Here is a 21,127-nt window from a genome sequence, read left to right on the forward strand (position 1 = left end):
CAGATCACGGATCGATCTGAGAGCTAAAAGATTAGCGATGTATTTTTAAATTTAGCAAAAGACCAAGGAAGGTGACGAAATGAATAACTCTAATTCAAATCAAAGTATTCTCAATTACAACACCCTAAATGTTTCACTAACAAGACAAACAAGAACATGTTTTGTAACAATTGCTAATGACCAAAAGTTTTTTAATACATCGACATACCTAAAAGAACTCGAAGACTTATTTGACTGGCTTTCTAATAAAGTAGAAATCAACTCAGTCGTTTTTAAATTTGCAAGTGAAGATATTGAATTATTTAAAAAAGAAGAACTAAGGTTTTTTGATGAAAAAACTCTTGGTAATACTTTACAACTTCTTGCCCGCTTAAGCTGGGCCCAAGTTCTTCTACCACAAACAGTATTGTGGTCATTTCAAAAGTCTGCTTGTCCATTTAGCCTTGAGCTAGCAATGGGTGGTGATATTCGCTACTGTGCCCCATCATTTAGTGTAGCATTTGATCAATTAAACAAAGGCATCACACCAATGGGTGGTATGAACACATTAACAAATGAAAAAGGAAATAGCGCAAAGATTATGCAATTTCTTCTTTCATCTCAAAACGTTGGTGCAGACGCCCTAATTAGTGCAGGCCTAATCGGAAAAACACTTTTTGATGAAAACGAAATTGAAGATATTGTCTCAAGAATTGCGAAGCAATCTCCAATGGCAAGAATTCAAACAAAGCGTTCATTTAATAATGAGCTGATCAAAAAGATGGAAGAAGTACTTCTTGAAGAAATCACTTTTGCTAATTCAACAATAGCTACTGGCGACTTCAAAAATTATGCAAATGATAAGAAGTTCACTAATCCTAGAGAGTTTGCAAGAGTATTAAGAGACTCTCCTACAGTTGCAGAGGCCATGTAAGGCTTCTGCTGCAATTAAATCTTAATAAATTGTCTTAAACAGGACGAACTTCATTGCCTTTAAGCTCTTGTGGAAGATCATTTAAATTGGGGGCAAGTCCTAATAAGAAGCCACCGCCACCAGCTCCACAAAGCTTTAAATAGAAACGATCAGTTTCTAGGCCTTTAGTCCATAAGTCACGATAGAGAGCAGGAATCATTGGATTAAAATGTTCAAATTGAAATGCTGACAATTCCTTAAACTTCTTCCAAAGTGCCTCTTTATCATTATTAATATAGTGTTGGATACATTCATCTGAAATTGGCGTTAAAACGCGATCACATAGATAAGCAAAGTCTTTTGACGAGCATTTCTCCATAAAGAGATTAACAAGTGGCTCTGTTCTTCGAGCACGTCCTGTATTTAGTAGAAATACTCCTGGCCCATCTGTTTTCTTATCAAGAAATACTTCTGTAAGTTGTTTCTGACTATCAATTAACAGTGCTACATTTAAATAACTAATGAGTGGATCAACCCCTGAAGATGAACCATGAAAGTGAGATTCCATCTCCTTAAAACATTCTTTTAGAAAAGAAATATCATTCTTTTGATCATCCTGAATTTTAGCATAGCGATCAAATACAGCAGCACAAAGAGCACCTGAGCTTCCAACTCCATAGCCTTGTGGAATCGTACTTTTAAAACGTAGTCCACTTGAAATATCAAATGAGAAAGACTGATGATCAAAATCAAAGCTTAGATTGCCTTTGTCATGTTGTTGTTTAAGATATTGCGAAAAAGCAGTTAGCTCAGAATCAATTCCAGCGCCTTGCTCATCAGGAAAGTTTAGTTTTCCATCAAAAAGAGAATAAGGCATTGCCAAGGCCTTTGAAGATCTAATGATACTATATTCTCCAAAGAGTAGGATTTTAGCGTTAAAAGAATTTCCACCTTCCATAACTGATCCCTACTTATCTTTCTACGATCACACCATTACCCATATGATCATGGATAACAAGAGAGTCGGCACATAGAGACTTAACTTCTTGGTCGATGAACTCTTTGGCCTGTTTCTCATCTTTTTTAAGATACATAATATGTACATTAGGACCAGCATCTAAAGTAAAGCAGATTGCACAATTTGTTTGAGCTCGAAACTCTCTAATACGATTTATAATTTCTAAAGTATTAGGCTCCATTAAAATAAAAGATGGATCAGAATTCATCATAAGCCCATGAAGCTCTAGGGCCTCACTTTCAACAATTTTTGCAAAAGTATTAAAGTCACCTGTTTTAAGAGCAAATAGTAACTTATTAAAGTTATTACTAGCATTCATAAAACGTGTCTTAGCAAAAGGATGCTCATTCATAAGAGCATGACCAGCAGTTGAACTTACTGACTTTTCCTTGCTACTTACAATTGCGATTGAATCACAAATTCCTTCAAAGATTTCATCAAATTGATCGTGAACGATAGCGTAGTCTTGAGAGCTACCAAGAACTGACTTTCCCCAGATTGCCATCTTTGGGTATATTGATCGGCTCGCACTTCCTGAACCAAGACGGGCCATGAATGAGGCCTTCATTAAATAATATTCTTCATCATGGTCTTCATTTGTAACGACTTTTTCTATTTCACAAAGAGCACTTGCAAAGTTGGCCATTGATGCGGCCGAAGAAGCGATACCAGAAGAGTGAGGAAATGAGTTGTGAGAATCCATTTCAACTTTGATATTTTCTATAAAAGGAAAAACAACAGCGGCCCTTTTAAAAAACTTCTCTACCCTTTGCTTAAATTTATCATTTGGTTTTGATTCAAATTTAAAATCAAGTTCAAATTCCGAGGATCTTTGAATTTTATATGTCGTTTGAGTATAAGCATTATTTAAAGTTACACTTAAAGAAGGGTTTGAAGGTAATTGCTCACCGTACTTTCCCCAATACTTAATCAAGGCAATATTTGATGGACTCTTAACTGTAAATTCAAGTCCATTATCTAATTTATCAATATCAAAATCAATCAGAGTAAAATTAGTGGACATTTTTAATTTCACTTGGTGTTTGAGTTTCAACAATTAATTCACGATATGGAATACAAACTTTCAGACCTTTTTGATCGAAGTAGTTTTTCACATACTTGCGTGGTCCATTACTTGAAGCAAGAATAAAGTCCCCACCCCATGCACCTAGAGATTTAATTTCTCCATCAAAATCACTAAAGGCCTCTTTCTTAATTGGGCTAAGCTTTAAATGAGAACTCACGATATCTTCATGAGCACGGATTAAGAAATTAAATTCTTCTTGAGTATTTGCAGTGGCCATCTGCATAGATAGTTCACTGATTGTATTAATAATCTCTGGCGAATGTGGACGTAGTTCATTGTAATACTCAATAGCATCACGTGAATTCTTCTTGTGTCCAAGATAAATGAAGTAGAGGTTATTTTTAAAACTTGGATTAAATTCGATAGGAGACCAATTTGGTCCTTCTCCACCTTTTTGATAAATAATTGGCTCTTCACTTTGTGCACATGCAATATCATACCCAGAACCACCTAAAGTATTAAAGGCAAGTTCAAATGGCGAAATCATGGCCCAATCAGCAATATTATGAATTAAAGTAGAAGAAGACCCTAGTCCCCATTCAAGTGGGAAACCAAGTTGTGTTACAACATGAACATCAACACCATCTCTTAAGAAGTGCTTATTCTGTCTTCTTGCTTGTCTTAACATTTGTTGTAAGACAATCATCTCTTTTGTTGGGTTTTCATTTAAAATATTGAAATGCCAAAATTCAAAAGTTACTTCAAACCAAAGTTTTCCAGCTGGATCATAGGATTTCCAATATAACTTAGGATCAAATGAAGAAGAGTATTGAACTCTTAAAGACTGCCCTACTGTAGTAGGTAGGCCCAGTGCTTTAGCACCATCTAAAACAAAGTATTCCCCAGAAAGCAGAAGCTTTCCGTGGCCAAAATATAATTGGCCGTTTTTAGGAAGCTCAAGAAATTGCTCCCCTTCCAAATACTTAAGGATATTATTACTAGTGTGTGTTGTGTTCATAGTCCCCTAACTTCTTAAATTATTTAACTCTTCTCTTACTGCGCTAAATGAAACAACCTTATCAGCAAAATGATTAACAATTTGCTCTTTCTCAGTTGTTGTTGCTTCAAGTTGTCCCAGAATATTCATCAGGTGCATTTTCATATGCCCTTTTTGAATTCCACTTGTAACAAGACTTTTAAGGGCCGCAAAATTTTGGGCAAGGCCAACTGTTGCAGCAATCATCATTAGCTTATTAGCACTTGGTCGCTCTAAGATATCAAGAGACATCTTTGCTAGAGGATGAAGTTTTGTCAGTCCTCCAACCGTTCCAAGGGCCATTGGAATATCAATTTCAAAATAGAAGTTCCCGTTTTCTACTTTGCAATTTGTTAGTGATCGGTATTGTCCATCACGAGCTGCATATGTATGTCCACATGCTTCAACTGCTCTGAAGTCATTACCAGTTGCTATAACAACTCCATCAATCCCGTTAAAGATTCCTTTATTGTGAGTTGTGGCACGGTGTGGATCAATATGAGCAATTCTTACTGCTCGTGCAAATTTTGATGCGAAAGTAGCAGTATCCATACCAATCGATTTTTCAGCAAGATCCTCAATTGGACATTCAACCCATGCTCTCACACGACAATCAGGCGTATAATTTGAAAGTATACACATGACAACCTGTACATCTTCATCAAGCGAGTCTTCAAGGTACTTACCAACAGCTTCTAGAACTGAATTAATAAAATTAGCACCCATGGCATCGCATGTTTCAAACGACATTTTTATTTGATAATAATTTTCTTCTTTATCTGTTAGATCAACTAACTCAATAGATCGTACTCCACCACCACGCTTATCCATATTTACAGTGATTGGTGCAAGTGAATTTAGGATATCGATCTTCTTATCTTCAAAAAAAGATTTTAAGCTCTCTTTATCACCTTCGTAGATAAAGTGGACCTGGCCAATCTTTTCGCTTGCAATAACTTCGGCCTTAAAACCACCGCGAGTAGACCAAAACTTTGCGGCCTTTGATAAGGCTGCAACAACAGAACTCTCTTCAATAACCATTGGAACAGTATAAACTTCGTTATTAAGAACGAAATTAGGAACTAGGCCATACGGTAGATAGAAATTTGTAATTGTATTTTCTGAGAACTCATCAAAGGTAGATTGTAGCTTCTTATCAGAATGCCAAAATGAAAGTAATTGTTCTTTCACTTTTTGTGCATCGATATTCTGATCTTGGCCATCATTTGATAAGCGGTTTGCAATAAACTGGACCTTCTGTTCTTTTGATAGTTTTGAAAAACCTTGAATCAATTTCAATGTTCTCTCCTCACACTAAGAAATGAATTAGCAAAGTTAAGGCCTTTTTTAATTTCCCCAACTTGTTGCTGAACACTCTCATAATCTACCATAGCAGTTTTTAAAAACTCACTTGCCATGGCAAAAATAGCGCATCCTTTGGATAACTTACATAAATAATGGCCATCTAAATATGACTTAATCCCACCAGAGATTATAAAATTCTTACACTTAGCAGCACTACCTAACTCGTCAATTAAATCGTTGGTCATATGTACCATTTCAAGGGCAGTATGGCCAACATGACACAATGGTTCATGAACTGTTAAGTTGTTAGAATTTCTAAGATATTCTAATTTTGAGAAGTTTGTCCCACCAAATGAAGCAAACTCGATCGCACATAGGTCCATCATCATTAGGGCCTTTAGAGTACGTGGCCCCATCCCCTGTCCAACTTCTTTTACAATTATTGGAAACTTAAAATATTCAACACAAGTTTCAATTGTTTCAAGAGGAGCTCTTTTAATGATATCCCCTTCTGGTTGAAACCATTCTTGGGAAGGGTTTATATGAATGATCAATCCATCTGCATTTAATTTAGTGACGAGACGATCCACTTTTGAAAGTTCATTCTTATCAATTAACTCTTCTAATTGAGCAATACCTAGATTTGCAAAAACAGGTGAATTATTGGCCAAGGACTTAACGTGAAAATCATCAAGGAATTCATCGCTATCGAGTAACTTACGGCAAGAACCAAGGCCCATCCCAATACCGAACTCTCCACATGCACGGGCCAGATTCTCATTGATCTTACCTGCAATCCCAGTTCCGCCAGTCATGGAAGAAATCCACAGTGGAAGCTTTAAACTAAATCCTGCAAATTCAATTCCTAGATCAAGCTCCTGAGCATTACCACTGAAAAGAGGCTCATAATAGAATCTCTTATCACTTGTTGCCGCTAGAGTTTGTGATTTTGCAGTTAATTGAATGTGCTCAAGCTTACGGTCTTGAGTAGCCGATTTTGTGTTATTCATACTAGTAATTCTGGCAATTTAGCAGATTTTATCCAGAGCAACAAGAAAGGTTTTTATCAAAAGAAAAAACTATCTGATTTGTGCGCGGATTTAACATTTATTTAATGATAAGAATGAACTCTTTCTTTAAGCCGTTCACTTTCTTAAGTAATTTCGATAGCTTACCGTAGAGTAATTCTTCCTCTTCACCGTTAAGCTCCATCCCAATAAAGGCCGTTGTATCCCCAAAGATCTCTAAACTCTCCTCGATTAATCTTGTGAGACGATAGGGAGTATCCATCAAAACTTTAGGCATTTTCACCTTTTTCAGATTAGTTAAATAATTCTTTCGCTCATCAGGTTTACGTGGAGGAAAGCCAGCAAAAGTAAAATTAGAACAATCAATGCCACTTAGAGCAACGGCCAAAGAAATAGAATTACTATGAGGAGTACAAGTGACGCGCATGCCAAGCTCGTGACATTTCTTCACTAGTTTTTGACCTGGATCACAAAAGGCCGGAAGTCCTCCATCACTCATCAGGTATGCGTTCTTTCCATTTTGAATTTGTGAAATAATATCTTGCTCAATATCACGTTGGGTATGTTCATTAAAAAGAATAAAATCATCAATGAAAGAGCGATCTAAACCAAAGCGAATCCATCGTCTTCGACATGGCTTTAGGTCTTCAATTAAAAAAAGACTATTATCAGCATCATCACAGGCCTTAAGCATTAATGCCTTCGCCTCTGACTCAAGAGGATTAATTTCATCAATCGGTGTTGCAATTAAGTATAGAGTTCCATATTTCATGACTTTTATATAAATCCGATTGGTTATAAACACAAGTTCATGTATATATTTGATATGGATAAAATATATGAAATCTACCTGGTAGTGATACCTGGACTTGAAAAGAGTGCCCTTTTAGAGATTAAGGAGAAGCTTTGTCGAATAGAGGCCTTTCAAGAGATTTCAAATGATGGACTAAGCTTAAAATCAAAGAATCTCTTTATTCTACTAGAGTTTATCCTCGAATTGAGAATTCCAACAAAAGCACTTCTTCGAATCGATCACTTTATCGCAAGAGACCTTCCAAAATTATATAAGAAATTATCAAAGATTAATTGGAACGATTATATACCAACGAAAGAATTTGAAGTGAAAGTTAGCTCTCATAACTCACGTCTCTTTGATGATCGCAAGATAATAAAGACAGTTAAGGATGCAATTTCTAGCTATCAAACTGCTCAACCATATAAGAAAAAATACGATGAACTAAACTGGAGTGTCCCAGCGACAATTCACTTAAGGTTTGAAGAGGATAATTGTGGCCTATCAATTGATTGTTCAGGTGAAAGACTCGACAAACGAGGTATAAAAACTCTATCGGCAAAGGCACCAATGAGAGAGTCAATTGGAGCAGCTCTTATTAGATATATAAATTCATCTGATGTAAATTATGATGTACTCATCGATCCAATGGCAGGTAGTGGAACAATCATAAGCGAGTTCTTCAGACAAGATCAAAGAAATGAACAAAGAGAATTTAACTTTAGAAACTTTCCTCTTTATCGAAAATTTGCGGCCCAGAAAATAGAGAGGCCACAAGTAACTCCAAGAAAGGCCTTGGCCCGAGACATTGATGGTAAGAACTTAGCGGCAATCAAAGAAAATAATCTCGAATTCATTGAAAATGAATGGTTAACAATAGAGAAAATGGACTTCTTTAAAACAGAATCTCTACCTGAAAATTCGATAATTACCTGCAATCTACCTTATGGAAAAAGAATAAAAACAAAAGAGAAAGATATCCATCTTTTTATAGAGCGGTTTCTCAAAAAAGCAGAATCACTTAATACGAAGGCAGCCTTCTTTGTTATGCCTGAAACATTTAAAATCAATCAAAAGAAATACCAAGTCACAAGAAGTGAGAGAATTAATAATGGTGGTATTTGGGTGCAATTTATTAAGGTTCTATTTTAAGTAGGCCATTGTCTTAACGCTTATACCACTTACATGGGGTATAAGAATTAACTCACCTGTTTTAACGTCCTGAACTTCTTTGCCATTAGTCTGTGTAAGTTTATGAATCTTAGTAAACTTCTCTTTCCCATCTGGAGTAGAAAGTCTAAGTTCATCACCTACTTTTAGAGCAATATCCTCATTTCTCATACCTTTTACAAGAATAGCAATATGAGATTTCTTAACAACATCCACAACTTCACCAATAAAGCCTTGATCCTCACGTTGGACTCTCTTGTTCTTAAGCTTTTTAAAAAGTACATCTGATTTATTCACATGAAAGAAGCCACGAGTTGTACTGTTAGGATATTGATTCTTAAATTCCTTTGCTTCTTCCTTATTAAAGTTCTTACAAAGTGATATCGTTTTATCGACAACGGCCTTAGACTTCTGGTCGAGGTGTCTTACGTCAATTCTAATATCATCAACGCCACACTCTTCAATTTCATCTAAGTATTCAAGTAGGTACTGGTCTTTGGTGTTAAACATAAAAGTCCCATGTTGATTTTCAATAATTGGAAAACCTTTATGGGGTGATTCTTCACTAGAGCCAGCGACTTCTATATATTTACCATTATTTTCAAATTCTTCTAAATCTTCATCAGTGTATAAAGGAGAAACAAGATTTCGTGGTGTATAAAATAGTAGGATGCGCCCGAGAACAAGAAGTTCCGTTTTCACACCCCAACTCTTAATTTCCTGACAAAATTCTTTTACGACATCGCTTGATAATTCAATAGAAAGAATAATCTTTCTTAAACGATCACCAACTAGATTCTTCCAAACTTTGATGGCCTTAATATTGTGATGGCCACCAGTATCAAGTAAAAGATCAATACTTAAGTTCTCATAGGAATTTAGGATAAAATTAATGGCCCCAGGATCTCTTAAGCGAATACTCGAAAAACCTAAATCAGCATATTTTTTGAATTGTTCACGATACATCTTAAAACGGCTCTCCGTCATAAGAATATCCCACTCTAGAGTGTACTTAACTTTTTGGGCCTTACACTTTTCTATAATCTCAAGCATTTCATCTATTGTTAGCTTTCCAACCTGAGAGAATAATCGCGTGGCAAGAATAACCTCACTGAATTTACTAGTATCCAGTGATTCAAGTTCATCAATATGTGAAATATATGTAACGGCCTTCATTAATTAGTAACCCTTGCACGTACGAGATTATTAATATCAACCCCATCAACATATGGGATCTTAAATAAGGCACCAGGGCGAGTGCGATTAAAGTCCTGTCCTGCGAGATTTTTAATGTGATCAATATTTACTTCGACATGTGAATCATTAAACGGAAGAATCTCTAAGGACTCCCCTATTTCAAATGCACTCTTTACATCAACAACGATAAATTCATCTTTTACAACTTGAGCAACTTTTCCAATTGCTCGATATGTCTTCTCTTCGTGTTCACGATCATTATAAATAGAGCTCTCATCAGCTTCTTCAACTAAAGATGCTTGAGTATATGCTCGGTGAGTAACCTTAGTTAGCTCCTCTTCCCATTTTAAAAGGTCTTCACTTAAGAAGTTTCCATGCTCTTTATAGTAAGCAAGGGCCTGAGAGTAGACCATTGAAATGGTACCTGCATACATTGGTGATTTCATACGACCTTCGACTTTCAGAGAGTCGATTCCAGCATCAATAAAGTCTTGAAGAAGTCTAATCCCTTCCAAATCTTTTGAGCTCATAAAATAGCTATTAAGCTCTTTCTTCCCATCATCAATCTTATATTCAAAGCGACAACTATGGGCACAACCACCACGATTTGAATCACGGCCTTGCGTATAATTTGAGATAACACAATTTCCAGAGTAGGCCATGCACATTGATCCGTGTACGAACATTTCAATCTCAACACCGGCCTCTTCTTTGATCATCTTTGCATCAGCAATTGAGACTTCACGTCCGAGAACAATTCTCGTAACACCAAGCTTCTTCCAAAGCTTAGCACTTTCAACATTTAAGCAACTGGCCTGTGTTGATAAATGAATCTCTAGATTAGTATTTTCTGCGATATAATTAATAACACCAGGATCAGATACGATAACGGCATCAATTTTAACAGCGTCAAGCTCTTGAATAAAATCCAATAGCCCATCAAAGTCTTTATCGTGAAAGAAAGAATTTAGAACGACATAAACACATGAGCCATGCGCATGAGCAAACTCAACACCTTCTCGGATTTCTTCAATCGTAAAATTATCCGCGGCTTGGCGTAGTCCATATTTCTGCCCGCCTAAGTAGACGGCATCTGCACCATAACTAATGGCGACTTTTAATTTCTCAAGGCTTCCTGCTGGAGCTAAAAGCTCAGGTACCCATCTGGTGTTTTTTGCATCTTTCATAAGGTCTTCTATGTACCAGAAATTACGTATATAATAAAGGCATAGACAAAACTTATATAGATTTTATGAAAAAAGTATTCAACATTTTATTTTATTTGGCCTGTGTTCTAATTATCGCAATTCTAGGAGGGCTAACTTACCATTATTACGAGATGCCTCTTCGCGATGACCCGGCCCCCTATAAGTTAAGTGATTCTATTTATGGGCCAGATGATATCGCATCAAATACAGATGTTCTTGTAATTGGTGATGATCTGGGCAAGACCTTAAACCCATATATTGGAGAAATCACAACAAAGCTCTCGCAGAAATTGGCCAGGCCTCTAGCTATATATAATATATCAGCAAAGAACGAAAGTTTGTTTCGTACAATTGAGAAGGTCTCAAAGCTTACTAAGGTTCCTAAAATAATTATATTGGCCACTGGTTTTTCTGAGATGCAAGAAGAACTCTATCCAAAGTCAAACAAAGAATTAAATATTAATAATATTAACTTTAAGATATATCGAAATCTCTATATTCAAAGTTTCATTAAATTATATCCCAATTTATCTAAGTTATTCTATCTTAACGAAAATATAAAAGAGCTAGAAAAACAAGTAACGCCATTAGATTATTCTAAACTAAGCGCTGAAGCCTTTCGCTCAATTTTTGATAAAGAAGTTCTACTCTATCAACATCGATTAGAGAGCTTTCTTCGAGAACTTAGGAAAAAAGGCGTAAATGTACTAATGGTTTTACCGCCAATTAATATAGAAATAAGTAATCTTAAAGTTTGTGAAGATACGACAAATGATAAAATAGAAAAAGCACTCCAAAAACTTGATAACCTTTTAGAGCAAGGTAAAACAAAGGAAGGTCAGTTACTGGTGGAAAGTCTTGATAAGAAGATTGTGGCCAATACAAAATACCATCAGTTAAAACAAGAGCTCTACCGAAAACAAGGTCAGATAACAAAATCTTACGAGCAAGCTCTACTTAAACTCGCCTTTGCGTGTGAAGTGGAATCTTCTCATCCTGTTTTCACTAAAATTTTAGAAAGAACAGCTATTAATCAAAATATTGATATAGTCGACTTTCAACAAATCATAAAAGAAAATTATATGCGTAATCCACTTTTTGTTACTAAGAAGACGCCACAGGATATCTATTATCCAAAACTTGTTAATGAACTTGTTATTAAACTTAAACAACTTACTCAACTACAATAGAGAGGCCTTATGAGACTTACTCACGAAGCAAATAAAATCATCATTAAACAAGGCGATCAGTCAGATACGATCTATCTAGTTGAAGAAGGAGAATTACTTGTTTTTGTTGTAGATGGAAGCAAGGTAAGTCCAGTTGCAACAATAGGTCCAGGAGAAATGATAGGTGAAATGGCGTTCTTTGCTGGAACTCACCGCGCAGCCTACGTTATGACAAAAACACCGACAACTCTTATGGAGATCGACAGTGAAACAATAAAGGATCAAATTCCTGACTGGTTATTTAAAATGACTAAGAACGTGGTCGATCGTATTCACCACCTCGATAAGGTTATCGCAAAAAGTGGAATAAAAAGAAAAAAAGTCGACTCAGTAAAGCCACTTTCAATTGAAGAGCAAAGAAGTATTCTAGATTTAATCTGATTTAGAGGGCCAAAAAATATGACAACCTCTAAAAGCTTATCATATTCTAAAAAAACAATTGAAGACATCCTAAACGAATTAGAAAGTGATATTAAAAGCGGACTCTCTCAAGAAAAAGTCATAAAGAAGACTTCAAAATATGGCAAAAATATTTTAACGATTAAGCCACCTATCTCAAAACTTACAATCCTAATTCGACAATTAAAAAGTATCATCGTTTTACTTTTAGCTCTGGCCTGTGCAACTTCTTTTTTTATGGGTCATGTAATAGAAGGCCTAACAGTTGTGGCCGTTCTGATTATCAATACAGCACTTGGTTTCTTTACAGAACTTAAGGCCGTTCGATCAATGGAGGCATTAAAGAAGATAGGAATTTCAAAAACAGGAGCTATACGAAATGCACAAGCAATCAATCTCGATACTAAAGAACTAGTACCCGGGGATATTGTCATATTTGAAGCAGGAGATGTTGTTGGTGCAGATATTAGAATTATTGAAGCTAATAATATAAATGTGAATGAGTCGATACTTACTGGGGAATCTGCACCAGTAGATAAAACTCATGAAACACTTTCTAAAGATACAATTATAGCTGAAAGAAATAATATACTCTACAAAGGTACTTCAATAACAAGAGGCTCTGGTAAAGGTATTGTTATAGCCACAGCAATGATGACTGAAGTTGGACAAATTGCAAAAGCAACTCAACAAGAAAAAGAAGAAGTAACTCCTTTAGAAAAAAGGCTTGATAAACTTGGTGGTCAAATCGTTTGGTTTTCTTTGGCCATTGCTATCTTAATTGCAATTTCAGGTGTTATGGCCGGGAAAAGTTTTATACTCATGCTAGAGACTGCTATTGCACTAGCAATTGCCACAATCCCAGAAGGCCTTCCCATTGTTGCAACATTGGCCCTTGCAAAGGGCATGTGGAGAATGGCAGAAAATAATGCATTAGTTAATAAACTTGCCGCTGTAGAAACTCTAGGTGCAACATCAATCATCTTTACAGACAAGACAGGGACATTAACTGAAAATAGAATGAAAGTAAGGCTTATAAAAGGCCATGGTGATACATATAATTTGGACGATCATCACAATCTTCAAGAAGATACTGAATTAAAGAAATTAATAAAGGTCGGTCTTCTCTGTAATAATTCTAAAATCAATCATGAAAATAGTGACAAAAACATTGGCGATCCTATGGAGATTGCATTACTAAATGCCGCTAATAAGTTTGATATTAGAAGAGATGAAGTATTAAAAACAACACCAGAGCTAAAAGAAGTCCCCTTTGATAGTTCAACTCTTATGATGGCCACTTATCACCAAAGTGATAAGCAAATTATAGTGGCCGTAAAAGGGGCTCCTGAGGCCGTAATTGCAGCCTGTACTAATATTGAAACAGATGATGGAGCGCTAGATTTTTCTGATGATTTAAAATTAAAATGGAAGACAGAAAATGATTTATTGGCAGCAGATGGATTGCGAATTCTGGCCTTAGCAACTAAGACAGTCTCCTCTATAAATGAGCCACCATATGAAGGTCTAAGCTTTTTAGGACTTGTAGGGCTACTTGATCCAGCACGTTCAGACGTAAAAGATGCTATCACAAAATCAAAAGAAGCTGGAATTAGAACGATTATGGTTACTGGAGACCAAGAGGGCACTGCTTTAAAAATTGCAAAAGAAATAGGACTTATTGAAGAAAGTAATAATCTTTCGATTAATGGCAAAGTACTTGGACCTAAAGAAGAATGGAATGAAAGCCTAAGGGATAAAGTTAATCAAACACAAGTATTTAGCCGTGTAAGTCCTGCTCAAAAACTAGACTTAATCGAATATTTTCAAGCTAAGAACGCAGTCGTTGCAATGACAGGCGATGGTGTAAATGATGCACCAGCGCTTAAGAATGCAGATATAGGTATAGCCATGGGACAAAGAGGTACTCAAATCGCAAAAGAGGCCTCTGATATGGTATTACAAGATGACCGATTTAACACAATAATCTTGGCCATCAAACAGGGACGAATCATATATAGCAATATTCAACGTTTTGTGGTCTATCTGCTTTCTTGTAATATAAGTGAGATCTTAATTGTATCAATTGCATCCTTTATCAATGCTCCTCTTCCCCTACTACCTTTACAAATTCTATTTCTAAATCTTGTCACAGATGTTTTTCCGGCCCTTGCTCTGGGTATGGGTGAAGGCGATCATACCTATCTTGAAGAAAGACCAAGGCCTCGTAATGAACAAATTATAACAAAGAGAAAGTGGGGATTGATATCACTATATGGTGCTATTCTCACAGCATGTGTTCTAACAGGCTTTATCTATACTTTAAAAACAACAAATGATGACAAGGCCGCACTAACAGTATCATTTTTAAGTTTAGCATTTGGACAGGTCTTTCATGTCTTTAATATGAGGCTTGAAAAATCGAATTTATTTATTAATGAAATTACTAGAAATATTCATGTCTGGGGAGCAGTTGTACTTTGTACGATTATACTACTGGCCGCTGTCTTCATACCGGGCCTTAGAAGTATTTTAAGCTTGAAATTAATCGATAAACAGAGCTGGCTTATCGTAGGATACTCATCTCTTGCACCGCTTATTATCATTCAAATATTATCAAAATTTAGATTGGGAATTAGAATATAAGGCGTCTGCATACTGATACAGACGCCCTAATATAATTAAACTAGACCTAGTTCTTTTACAGTATTTCTTTCAGTGCGAAGTTCTTCAAGTGTTGCATTGAATTTTTCTTGACCAAATTCATTATGCTCTTGTCCTTCAACAACTTTTAGTTCACCGTTTTCAACACGACATGGGAAAGAGAAGATTAGACCTTCATCAACTCCGTACTCACCTTTTGAAGCAAGACACATAGAGAATGTCTCACCTGCTGGTGTATCGTGTGTAAGTGCGTAAACACCATTTACACAAGCATTAGCAGCAGAAGCAGCAGATGAAGCACCACGTGCTTTAATAATTGCAGCTCCACGCTTTTGAACAGTTGTGATGAACTCATCTTTTAAGTATGTTTCATCGCCAATAACTTCAGCAGCTGACTTTCCACCAATTTTTGCATTATAGAAGTCTGGGTATTGAGTTGCTGAGTGGTTCCCCCAGATTGTCATATTTGTAACTTCAGTTACATCAACTCCAGCTTTTTGAGCTAGTTGAGTTTTTGCTCTCTTCTCATCAAGAGTAGTCATAGCAAAGAAACGTGACTTATCAAGTCCTGAAGCTTCCATTGCGATATAACAATTTGTATTACATGGGTTACCAACAACAAATAGTTTTGAATCTGGCGCAGAGTGCTCTGCCATAGCTTTTCCAAGTGGACCAAAGATTCCACCATTAACTTTTAATAGATCCGCTCTTTCCATTCCGTCTTTTCTTGGAACAGCACCAATTGCTAGAATCCAGTTAGCATCTTTAAATGCAACTTCCATCTTATCTGTACAAACAATATTCTTTAGTAATGGAAAAGCACAGTCATCTAATTCCATCTTTACACCTTCAAGAGCACCTAGTGCTTGAGGTAGTTCAAGAAGTTGTAATTCAACTTCTGTATCTGGACCAAACATTTGTCCAGAAGCAATTCTAAAAAGAATTGCATAACCAATTTGTCCTGCAGCTCCTGTTACGGCAACTTTAACTCTGTTAGTCATATAAATTCCCCTTTTAAGTTAATAGAGAGTTGTTCGAATTGAAATTGGCCAATTTTAACATAGGAGTTAGACAAGTTGTAGCTTTACTTCGCAATATTAGGGGCTATAATTAAATTTAAATTAATAGAAGAAGGAATCATTAATGGAGCAAGGCAAAAAAGAGGCCAGCAACAATAAGGGTGATGCAAATAAGCCACGTCCAAATAATAAGAGAAGACGCAATAACCGTCGTCGCCCAAATAATAAGCAGCAGGCCAAGGGCACAAAAGGCCAAGAACAAAAACAAACAAAGTCTCAAGGTCCAAACAAGGGACAAAAAGCGGCCCCTAAGAAAAGTGGAAGTCGCTCAAATAATCGCAACCGTAGAAGGCGCCCTCAGGGACGCAATCGTCGCAGTGGAACAAGTCACTTAAAAGGTGAAGACTTTGTTATTGTGAAGTATTTAAATCTTCTCGAACAACACATCATGGCCAGAAAGAAATATTTTGAAAACTTTGATCGTGTTGGTGAAAAACAAAAAGAAAAACTTGAGAAAAATTTTATCGACACTCAAAAAACTTTCTTAGACTTCAAAGGTAGACTAAAGCCAGAGGAACTAGAAATATTTGAAAAGAAGTTTGAATCCCTAAAGATGGATACAACTTATGCAAAAAATCACGAGCTACCACTTGGGGAAGTTGCACCTGAAGTGAGTGTTGAAGAGATTGAAGATCCACATTATCTACAAACTCAAATTCAAGCCGACTACTCAGAAGATACTGAAGAATCTATGGGTAGCTTGGAAGATTACAAGGCCTATAAAGGTTTATAATTATAATTTAAATTTAATCTAAACATAAAAAAAGGGAGCTAAATTAGCTCCCTTTTTCTTTATCAACATTTTTGTCTAAATAACTTAACTATATCTTAGTAAACAAAGTTAGAAGATTGCGCAGCTTCTGTTGTTTCTGTTGTAGCACCTACTACACCAGAACCATCTTTAAGATAATTATCAAGTGTTTCTTCGTGATCTTTAATAATTGCTGTCTTTAATTCAGCTTCATCAATATCAAGAATTTCACAAACACGACGTAACATCTTTAAAGGAATGTTACATAATGCACGCTCAACGTTTGAAATGAATTGTCCGTTTTTGTAACCTAAAAGGTGAGACAGCTCTGATTGAGAATAGCCTTTTGGGTGTGCTGTTCTCTTGTCTTTAATTAATTTTGCGATGTGACTAAAACTTCTCATGTATTTACTCCTAACTATATATTCAAGCACTTACGATTCATATCTAAATATATTCTAAAGCAACAAAATATTTTTGTAAATACATTTACTAAATTGTTAGTAAAAAAGTTTAATTAATATAACTTTTTTTTGGTTTAACCAAACATCGTTAACTCAATTAATCATATTGCTTGTTATCTACCTGAAATCATGTGAGCGTTGTAATATGTCGATTCAATTAAATCAGCATAAAGTTCACGTAATTTGTTAGGTCTCTTAATCAACTTTTTTAATTTGTCTTCAACTGTTAAGTTGCCGCGGAAGTTTTTGCTTCCAAGTGAAACAAAATTGAGTTTCTTTCCTATTTCAAAGTTCCCACTCTCCTTGTCTAACTTAAGTGATTTTGCACCTGCAAGGGTTGCGCGATACAAGGCCTGAGTGTATGAAGCATCACGATGTCCTTTCTTATGATTTTGACAAACAAATGAATTCATCACATCAAGCATTGATAAGAATGGGCCACCACCAATATCACTAGCTAAGGCCCAATGCACTTTATAACGATTGGCCCTTTTATAATCGAAAAGGCCAGAGCCAAGACCTAACTCTTTAATAGGAGCATTACTTGTAGGACAATGTGCAATCATTGTTTGCTTTTGTGATAAGAGCTTTATTTCTTTTGGTGATAAATAGATACCATGGCCCATGATTGTCTTTGGTGTTAATAGACCTACTTTATCGTAAATTTCTGTATACGTTTTTACTTTTTCAAAGCCTTCGATATTTTTATAAATACTAAGAACAAAGTCGATTTCATTTTGTGTTTCACTTAAGTGTGTTTGAATAAATGAGCGATGCTTCTTTGCCGTTTTTGCTCCTGCACTCATTGTCTTAGGATCAGTAGTAATTGCAAAGCGTGGTGTTACGGCATATTTATTTTTATACTTACTTGCAAGCTCTTCTGTTTGAGCAATCGTATCTTCGATTCCCATTGTGAGATACTCAGGCGAGTTCATTGTCATTTGAACATTACCAAGAATATAATCACCTTCAAATTTTTCTAATGCCTCAGATACAGAATGAGAGTGAATAGATCCATAACAAGCACCACCAATTGTTCCATTATTAGCGATCTTCTTAGCGAACTCACGGGCCTTCTTTTTTGCATAAGAAACTTTTTTAAAATTAGCCTCATATGGCCACGTATAATTTTCAAGCCAAGATAATAGGTTTGCTTTTGGCATCGTTCTTACATCATCTTGTACCCAGTGAAAATGTGTATCATACATACCAGGAATGACATATTGACCAGACTTATCAATAATTTCCACAGACTTTTTTCTTTTAATATATTCATTTAATTTTGACTTGTGGCAGCGATGTACGATTTTATAGTCACCTTTAGCGTTGCGCTTAGCAACAATAGCGTAATCTTCTAAAAATTCACATATTTTATCATTTATAGGATTAAAAAAATGAGCGATAATTACTTTATAAGTAATATTATTTGATGACATGAAATCTCCTTCTAAAATAAGCAGGTCAAGATATATGAGAAATACTATCATTACAAGTTTTGTAACAATCATTACATTTTTATCAATGCACTTTTTTGGTAACGATGCAGTTGCTCAAACAAAAGAATATAAAATCAATAAATTTCTGATAGTAGAAGTAAATGAGGCCATCACACCGGTGACTCTAAATCATCTAAAGAAAGCACAAGAATCAATAAAGAATGAGCCAGGCTCAGCTCTTCTAATAAAAATGAATACACCAGGTGGACTGGTTAGTATTACTAAAGACATTATGCACTTGATCGCCAATAGTGAAAATCTCGTTATCGGATGGATTGGCCCATCTTCAGCATCCGCCACAAGTGCTGGTGCAATTATTTCAAGTAGTATCCCTACTTTATATATGGCCGACGGCACACGAATTGGAGCAGCAACACCAATTTCAGGTTCCTCAGATATTAAAGAGGGAGATATGAAAAACAAGATTATCAACGATCTTGTTGCCCTTGTTAAATCGCAAGCAGATGGAACAGGAAAGAATCCAAAGATTTACACAAAAATGATAACTGAAGCAACTAGCCTTACGGCCCAAGAAGCTTTAGAAGAAAATGCTCACAATGGAATCGTCGATAAAATCCAGGGTGAAGATGGTTTAATCGAACTTATTAACGGCAAAGAATATCAAAAGCATCATGAGAAATATAAAATTAGCGTTGAAAGCAATCACGTTGTTGTAACTTTTGAAAAAACCATCGGACAAAAAGTAATGGCCTTCTTTGCTTCACCCGATATGGCCTATATTCTCTTCTTAATAGGTGCTGCTTTAATTTATCTTGAGTTTCAAGCACCAGGCGGCTTTATTGCAGGAAGTGTTGGTGCTGTTTTAATACTAGTGGCCGGTATTTCTTTTGGAGTTCTATCATTAAATGTTGGAGCACTTCTACTTGTTATCGCTTCATTCGTTCTTTTTATTCTTGAAATTTATATCACCAGTTTTGGTATTCTTACCATAGCGGGAATTGCGAGTTTAATTATTGGCTCACTCTATCTTTTTCAAACAGAAGAGTCTTACTTACAAATATCAGCGACAGTGCTATTTTCTAGCATTGGTGCTATCTTATCCTTTATTGGACTGATTGCTTATATTTTCTATAAGTCACGTAAACGTATATTCTCAGAGCCTGATGATCCTTATTCAGGAAGCACTGTTGCCATCAGTGCAATTGATGGCGATAAGTATTACACTCAATTTAATGGGGAGCTTTGGCAACTGACGGCCAATGGAGATATGTCTCAGCTAAAGGTTGGAGATAAAGTTACCATTATAAAGAAAGATAATGTAAAATTACTAATAAATATATGAGGTTTAATATGAGTCAAAGAAAGTCTTTTCGCCAATTAATAAGCTTAATGATGTCAATGAGTACAAATGATCTGCCAACAAAGAGCGATATTAACTGGGTAAGAAGAGAGATTAGAAAGTTTTTTTGGTTATAAGAAAAAAAACTAAGGGGTATCGTTGAGGGACGATTGATTTTGACAAGGAAGAGAGAGTTTTTGTTAATCACCCCTTAGTTCTTGAATATATAATAGCTTTAGCTATTTTTTAAGAGTCATCTAATTGTAAAGTTTTTGTCAATTCACGGAGGATCTATATGATGCACATCGCCCCTTTTCTACCATTTGTCATTTTATTACTAATATTATTATTTAATACGATCAAGATCCTTAAGGAATATGAACGTGGGGTTATCTTCTTTCTAGGACGCTTTACAGCAGTTCGCGGGCCTGGACTTATCCTGCTAATCCCAGGGCTTGAAAAAATGCATAAAGTCGATTTACGTACAGTAACGATGGATATTCCATCACAAGATATTATCTCTAAGGATAACGTAACTCTTAAAGTAAATGGAGTTGTCTACTTTCGTGTAGAAGATCCCGAAAAGTCAGTCGTTGCAGTAGAAAATTACTTAGCAGCAACTGCGCAAATTGCACAAACGACACTTCGATCAGTAATTGGACAATTTGAACTTGATGAAATTCTTTCTATGCGAGATCAAATCAATGCACGTCTTCAATCTATTTTAGATGAGCATACTGAGCCATGGGGAATCAAGGTATCAACTGTTGAAGTTAAGGCCATTGACTTACCAATAGAGATGCAAAGAGCGATGGCAAAACAGGCCGAAGCTGAACGTGATAAAAGAGCAAAAGTAATTTCTGCTCAAGGTGAATTTGATGCGGCACTTAAGCTATCAGAAGCAGCTAAGGTTTTAAATGAAAGCCCTAATGCAATAACACTACGCTACCTTGATACAATGAAGGAAATCTCAAGTGGAGAAGGAAAATCAACGACGTTCTTCCCTTTACCAGTAGACTTCCTAACGAATATTATGGGTAATAATAAGTAAGAGCAACCAAGATATAAAAA

At 35.8% G+C, this 21,127-nt stretch carries 20 protein-coding genes; 9 read left to right on the plus strand and 11 right to left on the minus strand.

Going from position 1 to position 21,127, the window contains the following annotated elements; genetic code table 11:
• The first annotated feature begins 79 nt into the window (after positions 1-79).
• Complete coding sequence (locus tag VCM44_RS09040) at positions 80-913, plus strand: enoyl-CoA hydratase-related protein (RefSeq protein ID WP_115362436.1); 834 nt, start codon at positions 80-82, stop codon at positions 911-913.
• Positions 914-947: 34 nt separating this feature from the next.
• Here VCM44_RS09040 and VCM44_RS09045 read toward each other — a convergent pair whose 3' ends face one another.
• The 6 genes from VCM44_RS09045 to VCM44_RS09070 all read right to left on the minus strand — a co-directional run bounded on the left by VCM44_RS09045 (position 948) and on the right by VCM44_RS09070 (position 7,078).
• Positions 948-1,850 carry a mevalonate kinase family protein gene (locus VCM44_RS09045; RefSeq protein WP_115362434.1) on the minus strand — a complete coding sequence of 301 codons (903 nt, stop codon included), beginning with the start codon at positions 1,848-1,850 and terminating at the stop codon, positions 948-950.
• A gap of 13 nt (positions 1,851-1,863) precedes the next feature.
• On the minus strand, positions 1,864-2,934 hold the full coding sequence (mvaD, locus tag VCM44_RS09050) for a diphosphomevalonate decarboxylase (protein ID WP_334678608.1): 1,071 nt from the start codon (positions 2,932-2,934) through the stop codon (positions 1,864-1,866).
• On the minus strand, positions 2,924-3,955 hold the full coding sequence (locus tag VCM44_RS09055) for a GYDIA family GHMP kinase (protein ID WP_115362430.1): 1,032 nt from the start codon (positions 3,953-3,955) through the stop codon (positions 2,924-2,926). The genes mvaD and VCM44_RS09055 overlap by 11 nt, the downstream gene beginning before the upstream one ends.
• A 6-nt stretch (positions 3,956-3,961) precedes the next feature.
• A complete protein-coding gene (locus VCM44_RS09060) occupies positions 3,962-5,272 on the minus strand; it encodes a hydroxymethylglutaryl-CoA reductase, degradative (RefSeq protein ID WP_334678609.1) in 1,311 nt (436 codons plus the stop codon).
• Positions 5,269-6,288 carry a hypothetical protein gene (locus VCM44_RS09065; RefSeq protein ID WP_334678610.1) on the minus strand — a complete coding sequence of 340 codons (1,020 nt, stop codon included), beginning with the start codon at positions 6,286-6,288 and terminating at the stop codon, positions 5,269-5,271. Before VCM44_RS09065 ends, VCM44_RS09060 begins: the two co-directional genes overlap by 4 nt.
• Before the next feature lie 97 nt (positions 6,289-6,385).
• Entirely contained in the window at positions 6,386-7,078 is a 693-nt protein-coding gene (locus VCM44_RS09070) for an SAM-dependent methyltransferase (protein WP_334678611.1), read from the minus strand.
• A gap of 54 nt (positions 7,079-7,132) precedes the next feature.
• On the opposite strand from VCM44_RS09070, the gene VCM44_RS09075 reads away from it, so the two are divergent.
• Complete coding sequence (locus VCM44_RS09075; protein ID WP_162929601.1) at positions 7,133-8,251, plus strand: THUMP domain-containing protein; 1,119 nt, start codon at positions 7,133-7,135, stop codon at positions 8,249-8,251.
• On the opposite strand, the gene VCM44_RS09080 is transcribed toward VCM44_RS09075, so the two are convergent.
• Complete coding sequence (locus VCM44_RS09080; RefSeq protein ID WP_334678612.1) at positions 8,243-9,445, minus strand: peptidase U32 family protein; 1,203 nt, start codon at positions 9,443-9,445, stop codon at positions 8,243-8,245. The genes VCM44_RS09075 and VCM44_RS09080 overlap by 9 nt on opposite strands.
• Positions 9,445-10,653: a U32 family peptidase C-terminal domain-containing protein gene (locus VCM44_RS09085; RefSeq protein ID WP_120404743.1), complete on the minus strand. Its 1,209-nt coding sequence runs from the start codon at positions 10,651-10,653 to the stop codon at positions 9,445-9,447. The genes VCM44_RS09080 and VCM44_RS09085 overlap by 1 nt, the downstream gene beginning before the upstream one ends.
• A 65-nt stretch (positions 10,654-10,718) precedes the next feature.
• On the opposite strand from VCM44_RS09085, the gene VCM44_RS09090 reads away from it, so the two are divergent.
• From VCM44_RS09090 to VCM44_RS09100, 3 genes are read left to right on the plus strand one after another with little or no spacing between them, the layout of a single operon-like run.
• Positions 10,719-11,864, plus strand: coding sequence for a hypothetical protein (locus VCM44_RS09090; RefSeq protein ID WP_334678613.1), 1,146 nt, complete (start codon positions 10,719-10,721; stop codon positions 11,862-11,864).
• Positions 11,865-11,873: 9 nt separating this feature from the next.
• A complete protein-coding gene (locus tag VCM44_RS09095) occupies positions 11,874-12,284 on the plus strand; it encodes a cyclic nucleotide-binding domain-containing protein (protein WP_115362413.1) in 411 nt (136 codons plus the stop codon).
• Positions 12,285-12,302: 18 nt separating this feature from the next.
• Complete coding sequence (locus tag VCM44_RS09100) at positions 12,303-14,948, plus strand: cation-translocating P-type ATPase (RefSeq protein ID WP_334678614.1); 2,646 nt, start codon at positions 12,303-12,305, stop codon at positions 14,946-14,948.
• Positions 14,949-14,983: 35 nt separating this feature from the next.
• On the opposite strand, the gene VCM44_RS09105 is transcribed toward VCM44_RS09100, so the two are convergent.
• Complete coding sequence (locus VCM44_RS09105; protein ID WP_115362409.1) at positions 14,984-15,967, minus strand: malate dehydrogenase; 984 nt, start codon at positions 15,965-15,967, stop codon at positions 14,984-14,986.
• Positions 15,968-16,109: 142 nt separating this feature from the next.
• Here VCM44_RS09105 and VCM44_RS09110 point away from each other — a divergent pair, with 142 nt between their 5' ends.
• Positions 16,110-16,778 (plus strand): hypothetical protein, encoded by a 669-nt coding sequence (locus tag VCM44_RS09110; protein ID WP_334678615.1) that lies wholly within the window; start codon positions 16,110-16,112, stop codon positions 16,776-16,778.
• 95 nt (positions 16,779-16,873) lie between these two features.
• On the opposite strand, the gene VCM44_RS09115 is transcribed toward VCM44_RS09110, so the two are convergent.
• Together VCM44_RS09115 and VCM44_RS09120 are read right to left on the minus strand one after the other, a co-directional pair.
• On the minus strand, positions 16,874-17,200 hold the full coding sequence (locus tag VCM44_RS09115) for a helix-turn-helix domain-containing protein (protein ID WP_115362405.1): 327 nt from the start codon (positions 17,198-17,200) through the stop codon (positions 16,874-16,876).
• A gap of 173 nt (positions 17,201-17,373) precedes the next feature.
• Positions 17,374-18,696 (minus strand): amidohydrolase family protein, encoded by a 1,323-nt coding sequence (locus VCM44_RS09120; protein WP_334678616.1) that lies wholly within the window; start codon positions 18,694-18,696, stop codon positions 17,374-17,376.
• A gap of 34 nt (positions 18,697-18,730) precedes the next feature.
• Here VCM44_RS09120 and VCM44_RS09125 point away from each other — a divergent pair, with 34 nt between their 5' ends.
• From VCM44_RS09125 to VCM44_RS09135, 3 genes are all read left to right on the plus strand, one after another.
• Entirely contained in the window at positions 18,731-20,059 is a 1,329-nt protein-coding gene (locus VCM44_RS09125; protein WP_158536884.1) for an NfeD family protein, read from the plus strand.
• 8 nt (positions 20,060-20,067) lie between these two features.
• Positions 20,068-20,193, plus strand: coding sequence for a hypothetical protein (locus VCM44_RS09130; protein ID WP_255509252.1), 126 nt, complete (start codon positions 20,068-20,070; stop codon positions 20,191-20,193).
• Positions 20,194-20,354: 161 nt separating this feature from the next.
• Complete coding sequence (locus VCM44_RS09135; RefSeq protein ID WP_115363724.1) at positions 20,355-21,107, plus strand: slipin family protein; 753 nt, start codon at positions 20,355-20,357, stop codon at positions 21,105-21,107.
• Positions 21,108-21,127: the final 20 nt, after the last annotated feature.

The organism is Halobacteriovorax sp. DPLXC-1, from assembly GCF_036903125.1.
In the GTDB taxonomy this organism is placed as follows: Bacteria; Bdellovibrionota; Bacteriovoracia; order Bacteriovoracales; family Bacteriovoracaceae; genus Halobacteriovorax_A; species Halobacteriovorax_A vibrionivorans.